At 64.8% G+C, this 9,640-nt stretch carries 7 protein-coding genes and 3 tRNA genes; 1 reads left to right on the forward strand and 9 read right to left on the reverse strand.

Annotation, left to right across the window (positions count from 1 at the left end):
• Positions 1-195 precede the first annotated feature (195 nt).
• From G503_RS15660 to G503_RS0108180, 4 genes are all read right to left on the reverse strand, one after another.
• Positions 196-1,923, reverse strand: a complete 1,728-nt coding sequence (locus G503_RS15660) for an NYN domain-containing protein (protein WP_051191061.1) — start codon at positions 1,921-1,923, stop codon at positions 196-198.
• 136 nt (positions 1,924-2,059) lie between these two features.
• A tRNA-Lys gene (locus G503_RS0108170) sits at positions 2,060-2,135 on the reverse strand.
• A 78-nt stretch (positions 2,136-2,213) separates the two neighbouring features.
• Positions 2,214-2,290, reverse strand: a tRNA-His gene (locus G503_RS0108175).
• Positions 2,291-2,340: 50 nt separating this feature from the next.
• Complete coding sequence (locus tag G503_RS0108180) at positions 2,341-3,066, reverse strand: tRNA threonylcarbamoyladenosine dehydratase (RefSeq protein ID WP_028027198.1); 726 nt, start codon at positions 3,064-3,066, stop codon at positions 2,341-2,343.
• A 364-nt stretch (positions 3,067-3,430) separates the two neighbouring features.
• On the opposite strand from G503_RS0108180, the gene G503_RS16885 reads away from it, so the two are divergent.
• Entirely contained in the window at positions 3,431-4,516 is a 1,086-nt protein-coding gene (locus tag G503_RS16885) for a DNA/RNA non-specific endonuclease (RefSeq protein WP_028027199.1), read from the forward strand.
• Positions 4,517-4,645: 129 nt separating this feature from the next.
• On the opposite strand, the gene G503_RS0108190 is transcribed toward G503_RS16885, so the two are convergent.
• The 5 genes from G503_RS0108190 to G503_RS16370 all read right to left on the reverse strand — a co-directional run.
• Positions 4,646-4,720, reverse strand: a tRNA-Ile gene (locus G503_RS0108190).
• A gap of 45 nt (positions 4,721-4,765) precedes the next feature.
• Entirely contained in the window at positions 4,766-6,493 is a 1,728-nt protein-coding gene (argS, locus tag G503_RS0108195; protein WP_028027200.1) for an arginine--tRNA ligase, read from the reverse strand.
• 214 nt (positions 6,494-6,707) lie between these two features.
• A complete protein-coding gene (locus G503_RS0108200; protein ID WP_169628156.1) occupies positions 6,708-8,309 on the reverse strand; it encodes a YfcC family protein in 1,602 nt (533 codons plus the stop codon).
• Positions 8,310-8,417: 108 nt separating this feature from the next.
• Positions 8,418-9,413, reverse strand: a complete 996-nt coding sequence (gene argF / locus G503_RS0108205) for an ornithine carbamoyltransferase (protein ID WP_028027202.1) — start codon at positions 9,411-9,413, stop codon at positions 8,418-8,420.
• Between the two features lie 133 nt (positions 9,414-9,546).
• Positions 9,547-9,640: arginine deiminase family protein (locus G503_RS16370; RefSeq protein WP_156891971.1), on the reverse strand; the 94-nt coding region annotated here is incomplete at its 5' end.

The raw sequence follows: 9,640 nt of genomic DNA on the forward strand, positions 1-9,640 counted from the left end.
TTTCGTTTTGTTCAAATGTGATATTTTATCCCACAGGCGGCAACGTTTGTGATCGGGCGCCCCTCATCCAGAAAAACAACGCCCCCGAGAATCGCTCAGGGACGTTGGGGGGCACAGCGAGCCCATGAGAGGAATGCCCGCGGGAATGGGATTCGGGGCGGGCTTTCAGCCCGCTCTCAGCGGCGGTGCGCCTCCCTACTTGGCCAGCCGCACGCGGAAGTTGCGACCGCTCTGCTCGAGAGCATAGTCGCCCGTGGAGGCCATGTATTGGCGCATCTGCGGATAGCCCAGATCGCGCACCTTGAAGTCCTTGAACTCACCCCGCACACGATCGGTGATGGTAGACAGCATGATGCCGTCGGCGCCCGCGTCGCTCACCAGCTGCAAGATATAGCCTGCCGGCGTCGAGGCATCAGGCGCGGCCTTCTTGGCCGACTTGCGGCCGCGGCGCGGCTTGGAGGCCGCAGCGGCGGCTCCGCTCGCGGGAGCGGTTTCCGGAGCGCTCTCGCTCGCAGAGACAGCCTCGGCGGCGGGCTCGGTGGCGGCCTTCTTGGCCGACTTGCGGCCGCGGCGCGGCTTGGAGGCCACAGCAACCTCGGATTCGGGCGTGGAATTCTCCGCAGCGGCCTCGACCCCGGGGACCGGCTCAACAACGGAAACAGCCTCGGCGGCCGCGGCCTTCTTCGTCGTCCTGCGGCCGCGGCGCGACTTGGGGGCCGGCGCGGCGGCATCGGTCTCAGAGCGCGAGACCTCCTCGACCGCGACAGCCTCGGCGGCCTCGGCGGCCGCTGTGGTCTCCTCACGCCGCTCTTGCTTGGCCTTGCGCTCGGCGCGGGCACGGCGACCGGGTTTCACATCGGGTTTCACATCGGGCACGGACTCTTCCGCAGCCTTCGCGGCAACCTCGGGCGCCTGCTCTTGCGGCGCAACGGAGGCCTCGATCGCGACCCGAGACTCCCCCGCCGGCACCGGCTTCGCCGCCGCCTCGGCCATCTCTTCCCCACCTTGGGGCAACGCCGCCACGGGCGCGGCACCCTCAATCAGCGAAGGCTGCTTCGCGGCCACGCGCCGCGTGCCGCGATGGCTACGCGACCGGCGCGACCCCTTCGGCGGCACGTCCTCCTCAGCCGCCGCGCCGGCCCCCTCGGCCCCGCGCTCGCCCGCGCGTTCCGCCGCCCGCTCGCCGCGGTCGGCCTTCTCCTCGGGTGCATCGGCCAGCTCCACGGTCACCGAGCTGTGGTCCTTGGTGATGCGCACCCGCGTGAATTCCTCCAGCAGCTTCGACAGCAGGTTCGTACCGTAGCTGCGCACGTCGAAGTCGGGGTAGCGTTTCTGCAAGCGGCTACCGATCTCGCCCAGCCCGGTGGCCTTCCCGTTGTTCTGATTGTCGGTAATGATGTCCACCACGGCCTGCTCCACGGCATCCTTGGGCACCTCGTTGCCGCCGCCATTGCGATCGCGCTTGTTCTGCACCAGAAGCTCCAGGGTGGTGAATACGTCGCAAGCGCGGCGGAAGGGCACCGGGGTCTTCTTCTCCCCCATGCCGATGACAGTGCGCCCGCTCTCGCGCAGGCGGCTTGCCAGGCGCGTGAAGTCGGAGTCGCTCGACACGAGGCAGAAGCCGTCCACGTTGTCGGTGTACAAGAGGTCCATGGCGTCGATGATCATGGCCGAGTCGGTGGCGTTCTTGCCCTGGGTGTAGCCGAACTGCTGGATGGGGGTGATGGAGTTCTCCAGCAGGGCGTCCTTCCACTTAGAATGGAGGGTGAGCGTCCAGTCGCCGTAGATGCGCTTGATGGTGACGGTGCCGTACTTCGACAACTCGTTTAGGATGGGCTTGATGTAGCGGGCCGACACATTGTCGGCGTCGATGAGCAGCGCGAAGCGCTTGTCAGAGGTTTCGCAGAGTGTTTTCGATTCCATAGGCTTCCTTGAGAGAGGGACATTTCCGGCGAGCCGCAGCCGCTACGCGACAACCGGCCCGTCTGCTCGACCCCTTCACCTGGGGGAAAGGGGCCGATAATAAAAGAACTCCCGTGCGGGAGTTCGATGTTTCAAATGGTGCTCCGTGAAGGACTCGAACCTTCGACCTTGGGATTAAGAGTCCCCTGCTCTACCAACTAAGCTAACGGAGCACGTGCTGCTTGCGCAAAGCGCTTGAATATTTTAGACCATCGCAAAGTATTGCGCAAGTCCCAATTTTTCAAGCGCGCTGGGGTGGATGATGGGACTCGAACCCACGATCTCCAGAGCCACAATCTGGCGCCTTAGCCAACTAGGCCACACCCACCATTTCGCGCAAGGTTGAATTATAGGCATCTCCTCCTGTTTGTGCAAGACCTAATTTTTCCCAACCGTTCCCGCCAGATTTCGCACCACCTCCCCGCCGAGGATGAGGCCAGCCACAGCGGGCACAAAAGCCACCGATCCGGGCGCGGGGCGGCTGCCTTCTTCGATGGATTCCGGAGCGGACAGCGGGGCACGGGGCGGCTCGGTGGAGTACACCACCGTGAGGGCCTCCACGCCGCGGCGGCGCAACTCGCGGCGCATGACCCGGGCCAGCGGGTCCACCGAGGTCTCGTAGATATCGGCCAAGCGGAAGGCCGTGGGATCCAACTTGTTGCCGGCCCCCATGGACGACACGATGGGCACACCGGCCGCCCGGGCCGTCTCCACGAGGGCGATCTTGGCGCTCACCGTGTCCACGGCGTCTATCACGTAATCGTAGGCGGCGAAGTCGAACTGACTGGCCGTCTCGGGCAGGAAGAAGCAGCGGTGGGGCCGCACCGTGCAAGCCGGGTTGATAGACGCCACGCGCTCGGCGGCCACAGCCACCTTGGAGCGGCCCACTGCGGGCAAGGTGGCGATGATCTGGCGGTTGAGGTTCGTCGGGTCCACCGTGTCACTGTCCACCAGATCGAGAGCCCCCACCCCGCTGCGGGCCAGGGCCTCCACGGCATAGCCGCCCACACCGCCCACACCGAACACGGCCACGCGGGACGCGGCCAGACGCGCCAGGCCCTCGTCGCCGAGCAGCAGGCGGGTGCGGGCAAAGATATCGTCCATAGACTCTCCCATCGACAGTCGTTCCGGGCAGCCAAGCAGGCAGGCGAATCGACGCACCCGAAAGCCACTGGAACCTTGATCAAGCGGGCCGGGCTCGGAGCCGCTTAAGCGGCCCCTAATGGAGCAGTTGCTCTCTTTTTGGACAAAATCGCCTCGAGTGAACCCGATCCCTGTTTTTTTGGGCCCCATTATGCCCAATATGCCTCTTTCCAAGCTGAAAAGGATGATTTTTCACGTTCAAAGACCACTTATTTCCCAATAAAGAGCTCACTCGAGGCGATTTTGTCCATTTTCTCGTACCCAAACTGCAATGCTCGCGATAAGGTGGGTCTCAACTCGTTTTTTGTACCTAAGGAGTCCAGTCGTGAAATCCTTGCCGCTTTTCCTCCCCCGCTTCGCGGCTCTACTTGCAGCCATCGTCCTGACCTGCACTGTTGCCGGTTGCGGCACGAGCGCCGAGACCACAACCTCGACAACGGCAGACCCCGAATCGCCAGCGGTCGAGCACACGGCCTCCGAGGAGCCGGAGTCGAGCGCAACCGATGCCGCCGCCCTCCCCGAGACAGCCGTCGAGCCACCCTCCACTGAGGGTCCCGGCGCATCTAGCACCCCCGCCTTCCGCGACCTGCCGGCCTACGAGGGCAACCCCTACGTATACGTCAACGACGGCGAGCCGGCCTTCACCGCCGAGGAGCGGGCCGCGAACCCGGGTACCGAGCACTACGGCGAGCTGGACGAGAAGGGGCGCTGCACCACCACCTTCGCCGTGGTAGGCACCGAGACCATGCCCACCGAGGAGCGCGGCTCCATCGGCGAGGTGAAACCCACCGGCTGGCAGATAGCCAAGTACGATTTCGTGGACGGCAAGTACCTCTACAACCGCTGTCACCTGCTCGGCTTCCAGCTGACCGGCGAGAACGCCAACACGAGCAACCTCATCACCGGCACCCGGTACATGAACGTGGAAGGCATGCTGCCCTTCGAGAATGCCGTGGCCGACTACGTGCGCGCCACGGGCAACCATGTGCTCATGCGCGTGACGCCCGTGTTCGACGGAGACGAGATGCTGGCCCGAGGGGTGCATATGATGGCTGAATCGGTGGAAGACGGCGGCGACGGAGTTAGCTTCAATGTGTTCGTCTACAACGTGCAGCCCGGCGTGGTGATCGACTACGCCACCGGCGACAACATGCACGCCGACAACGCCACGCCCCTGCCCGACGTGTCAGGCGCCCCCGCGGACGGATCACTGGCCGAGACAGGCGAGAGCGACCCCGCCGAGGACAAGGGCCTGGCCGATTACGTGCTGAATACCAACTCGAAGAAGTTCCACGTGCCCGGCTGCGCGTCGGTCAAGCAGATGAAGGACGCGAACCGCTCCGATGTGAAGGACACCCGCGAGAACATCCTCAACCAGGGCTACGACCCCTGCAAGCGCTGCAACCCCTAGAAGCGCAAGCGCCACGCGCTCCCGCTGGGCGGGGCCCTCACCTGCGGGCGGGCTGAAGCTCGCCCGCGAGCGGCTCCCTCGGGCATCAAAAAGGCCCCCGCCATCGCTGACGGGGGCCTTCTCATAGGCTGGTAGGGCCGCCCGGACTCGAACCGAGAACCAAGGGATTATGAGTCCCCTGCTCCACCATTGAGCTACAGCCCCGAATGCGTTGGCTATTCTAACGCAACTCTCCCGCGCTCGCCAAACCTACATCTTCTGGGGAGCGGAAACGCCCAGCAGCGTGAGCGTGAGGGCCAACACGATGCGGGTGGCGTCGCACAGGGCCAAGCGCGCGGTCTGCACGGCCGTGTCCTCAGTGAGCACGTGGCAGTTGGTGTAGAACTGATGGAACAGGGCCGCCAGATCCTGGGCGTAATGGGTCAGGCGGAACGGCGCGCGATCGCGTGCAGCCAGGGCAATGAGGTTGCCGAAGTCGGCCATCTTGCGCATGAGGGCCAGCTCGGAGGGATGGGTGAGCGACGAGAGGTCGCAGCCCTCGGGGGCCACCTTCGCGGCCAGCTCGGCCATGGTCAGCTGTCCGGCCTCCACGGCTGCCACGTCGGCCTCATCGGCCGCCTTGCGCAGGATGGAGCAGATGCGGGCGTGGGCGTACTGCACGTAGTACACCGGGTTGGAGGCGTCCTTCTTCTTGGCCACCTCGATATCGAAGTCGATGGGCTGGTCGGCCGAGCGGGACAGCATGAGGTAGCGGGTGGCGTCCACGCCCACCTCGTCGATGAGCTCCTCGAAGGTGACCATCTCGCCGGTACGCTTGGACATGCGCACGGCCTTGCCGTCGCGGAACAAGTTCACCAGCTGGCCGAGCTGCACCTCCAGCGCCCCGGGCCAGCCCCAGGCCTCCAGCATGCACTCGCAGCGCTTGATATAGCCGTGGTGATCGGCGCCCCACAAATCGATGAGATGGTCGAAGCCGCGCATCATCTTGTCGTAGTGGTAGGCCACGTCGCTCATGAAGTAGGTGGCCTCGCCGTCGCCCTTGATGAGCACGCGGTCCTTGTCGTCGCCCAGATCGGTGGAGCGGAACCACAGGGCGCCGTCCTTCTCGTAGAGGTAGCCCTTCTCGCGCATGGCGTCCAGCGAGCGGGACACGGGGCTTTGGCCGTTCTCGTCCTCCACGTACAGGGAGCGCTCGGAGAACCATTTGTCGAAGGTGGTGCCGAAGCCGGCGAGCACGGCCTTCTGGTTGGCCAGGGTCTGCTCGTAGGCCATCTCGCGGAAGGCCTCCAGGCGCTCCTCGTCGGACACGGCGAGCCACTTGTCGCCGTCGCGGTCGATGATCTCCTGGGCGATATCCTTCACATAGGCGCCGCCGTAGCAAGCCTCGGGCATCTCCACATCGCGGCCGAGCAACTGCTGGTAGCGCACGCTCACGGAGTTGCCGAACACGTCCATCTGGTTGCCGTGGTCGTTAATGTAGTACTCCTCGTACACGTCGTAGCCGCCGTGGCGCATGACGCGCGCCATGGCGTCGCCGAGCGAGGCCCAACGGCCGTGGCCCACGTGGAAGGGGCCCGTGGGGTTGGCCGACACGTATTCCAGGTTCACGTAACGCTCGCCCTCGGGCACAGTGCCGCGACCGAAGTCCTCGGCCTTATCGCGCACCTCGCGCACCACGTCCTGAAGCACCGCATCCGACAGGCGGATGTTGATGAAGCCGGGACCCGCGATCTCCACGGCGGCGATCATGTCGTTGGCGGGAATATGGTCCGCGATGATCTGCGCCACCTCGCGGGGGTTCTTGTGGGCGAGCTTGGCGCAGCGCAAAGCGACGGTGCTCGCCCAGTCGCCGTTGGCCTCGTCGCGGGGTCGCTCCAGGGCGGCTTCGGGGGCTTCCGTCAGCTCCAGGGAGCCGTCGGCACGGGCCGCCTCGATGGCGGCGTCGATGATCGCTTCGAGAGATTCGCGAATTTCCATTGATCCAACTTCCTTTTCGGTATAGCCAGCTTCCTTCGCGCGCCCGGGCTGTGCCGTACCCGCTCGCGCCTATAAGCTGCCATAATAGCACGGAACCGCAGGGAAACACAGAAGTACCCGAGCGCAATGCCCGGGTACTTCTGCTAGCGGCGCCCAGCGCTCGAAGCGCGGTCGCTCAGAGGCTGCGCTGCCCGTGCAAGCAGGGCCGCAAACGCTACGACAGGATCATCATGGCCGCGGTCAGGATCACGAGGCACACCACGCCCAGGACCACGAACAGCTTCGCGCCGAACTTGAGCCAGGTGGTGTACTCGATCTTGGCGAGGGCCAAACCGCCCATGATGGCGCCGGAGGTGGGCGTGAACAGGTTCACGAGGCCGTTGCCGGCGGAGTAGATCATGATCATCGTCTCAACCGAGAAGTTCAGATGCTGCGCCAGACCGCCCATGATCGGGATGGACACGGTGGCCATGCCGGAGGAGGACGGGATGAGGAAGGACAGCAGCACGTAGAGCAGGAAGGACAGCGGCGCGAAGATGATCGCCGACATGCCCGTCAGCGCCGCAGCCGCGTTGTTGAGGATCCACATGTCCAGGCCGGTCTGGCCCATGAGCACGGTGATCGAGCGGGCCAGGGCGATGATCAGCACGACCGACATCATGTCGGCGGCGCCGTTGATGAAGGCCTTCACGAAGCGGCTCTCGGACACGCCGCCGATGACGCCGATGATGAGGGCCATCAGCAGGAACCAGGTGGAGGCCTCGTCGAAGTACCAGCCGCCCAAAGGCACGCCGGTCAGGAAGGACGACCAGGCCGGGGACGTCTGCACTTCCTCCACGGAGGTGGCCTCAACGGGGGTGGCCAGGGTGGTCACGGTAGCGCCGTCGTTGGCATCGTCGAAGGTAGTGGTCAGCTCCTCGCCGGTCACGGTGGTGGTCACCTCTTCGGAGGTGGCGCCCAGGTTGAAGAAGTCAACGCCCAGGTCGGTCCAGGGAATGAAGGACACGATCATAATGACGAAGGTCAGTGCGAACACCACGAGCGACGCCTTCTGGCGGCCCGTCATCTTCGCGTTGGCCACAGCGTCTCCCTCGGCGCCCTCGACCTCGGACTCCTTCATGCCCCACTCGTTCATCATGTCCTGCTGCTCCTGCAGCGACAGGAAGGTAGAGCCCTTGTCCTCCTTCACCTTCTTGGCGTAGCGCATCACGAACACGATGGAGATGGCGAGCGTGGTCAGCCACAGAATGCAGCCGAGCACGATGATGATGGCCTGGTTGGGGTCATAGCCGATGCCGCGCATGGCGTCCACGGCCACGCCCACGGCGAACGGGTTCACCGTGGAGCCCAGCACGCCGCAGCCCGCGCCGAGCAGCACCACGGCCGCGCCGGTCAGGCTGTCGAAGCCCGCGGCCACCATGGTGGCGGCCAGAAGCAGGTAGAAGGGCACCGTCTCCTCGCACATGCCGTAGGTGGTGCCGCCGATGGAGAAGATGAACATCAGAATGGGGATGAGCACCAGCTCGTTGCCCTTCAGCTTGTGCACCAGAGCGGCGATGCCCGCGTCCAGGGCGCCGGTCTCGGTGATGATGCCCAGAAAGCCGCCGAGGATCATGACGAACAGGCAGACGGGCAAAGCGTCGCTGAAGCCGGCCACGGGCGCGGTCAGCACGCCGGACAGGGTGGCGCCCTGAATGCCCTCCACGCCGCTCATGGACATAATTACCGTGATAACAGCCAGAACCACCAGGATAATGAGCAAGATGGTGAACGACGACAGGGTCGCCCTCTTCTTCTTGCCTTTCTCAGCAGCCATAGTTATCCCTCCTTAATCTAAATGGGTAGAACGCCCAAGGGGCCGCGCGGTTATCCCTCCCGATTCCGCACGGCCCCCGGGTATCATAGATGTGCGCGTCCGCTGCGTTTACTGCAGGGTGGCGTACATGACGGCCTTGATGGTGTGCATGCGGTTCTCGGCCTCGTCGAAGACCTTGGACTGCTTCGACTCGAACACGGCGTCCTCAACTTCCATCTCGGTCACGCCGAAGCGCTTGGCGATGTCCTCGCCGGTGGTGGTGTTGGTGTCGTGGAAGGCCGGCAGGCAGTGCAGGAAGATAGCGGTCGGCTTGGCCATAGCCATGATCTCGGTGGTCACGCGGTAAGGCTGCAGCTGCTCGATGCGCTGGGCCCACACCTCGTCGGGCTCGCCCATGGACACCCACACGTCGGTGTAGATGACATCGGCGTCGGTGGCCGCTTCCTTCACGTCCTCGGTGCACTTCACGGTGCAGCCGTTCTCGGCGGCGATGCCCTCACAGGTCTTGATGAGGTCCTCGTCCATCCAGCAGTCCTTCGGGCCGCAGCCGACGAAGTTCATGCCCAGCTTGGCGCACATCACCATGAGCGAGCGGCCCATGTTGTTCTTCAGGTCGCCGAAGAACACGAACTTCAGGCCCTTGATGTCGTAGTTGAAGTTCTCCTGCACGGTCAGCGCGTCGGCGAGCATCTGGGTGGGGTGCCACATATCGGTCAGGCCGTTCCACACCGGCACGCCGGCCTTGGCGGCGAGCTCTTCCACATCGGACTGGGCGAAGCCGCGGAACTCGATGCCGTCGTAGAAGCGGCCGAGCACGCGGGCGGTGTCCTCGATGGACTCCTTCTTGCCCATCTGGGAGGAGCCGGGATCCAGGTAGGTCACGCCCATGCCGAGGTCCATGGCGCCCACCTCGAAGGCGCAGCGGGTGCGCGTGGAGGTCTTCTGGAACAGAAGCACGATGTTCTTGCCCTCCAGGTAGCGGTGCGGGGTGCCCGTGCGCTTGAGGTCCTTGAAGTTCTTCGAGAGCTTCAGCAGGTACTCGATCTGATCGGTGGAGAAGTCGAGCAGGCGCAGGTAGGACTGGCCGGAAAGATTCACAGGCATGGTAATTCCTTTCAAGGGAGGGCGGCCGCTTGGGGCAGCCGCCCGACTAACGATTCAACAGGGCGCGGCGATCATGCCGCGCAGAGTGCGCCGGTGCCGGGGCATCGGCACGGGACGCCGGTGCGCGTGGGGCCTACAGGGCCTCGCGCCAGGCCGGCATGGACATGCAGCGCGGGCCGCCGCGGCCGCGGGAGAGCTCGGCGGACGGCATGACCAGGCAGTTGATG

It is taken from the genome of Adlercreutzia mucosicola DSM 19490, assembly GCF_000422625.1.
Classification (GTDB): domain Bacteria; phylum Actinomycetota; class Coriobacteriia; order Coriobacteriales; family Eggerthellaceae; genus Adlercreutzia; species Adlercreutzia mucosicola.

What these genes read in the sequence shown, in the direction of transcription:
- G503_RS15660 (WP_051191061.1), bottom strand. Translation starts at nt 1,923, where the DNA reads ATGGAATCGAAAACACTCTGCGAAACCTCTGACAAGCGCTTCGCGCTG.
- argS (WP_028027200.1), bottom strand. Translation starts at nt 6,493, where the DNA reads ATGGAAATTCGCGAATCTCTCGAAGCGATCATCGACGCCGCCATCGAG.
- G503_RS0108200 (WP_169628156.1), bottom strand. Translation starts at nt 8,309, where the DNA reads ATGGCTGCTGAGAAAGGCAAGAAGAAGAGGGCGACCCTGTCGTCGTTC.
- G503_RS0108180 (WP_028027198.1), bottom strand. Translation starts at nt 3,066, where the DNA reads ATGGACGATATCTTTGCCCGCACCCGCCTGCTGCTCGGCGACGAGGGC.
- argF (WP_028027202.1), bottom strand. Translation starts at nt 9,413, where the DNA reads ATGCCTGTGAATCTTTCCGGCCAGTCCTACCTGCGCCTGCTCGACTTC.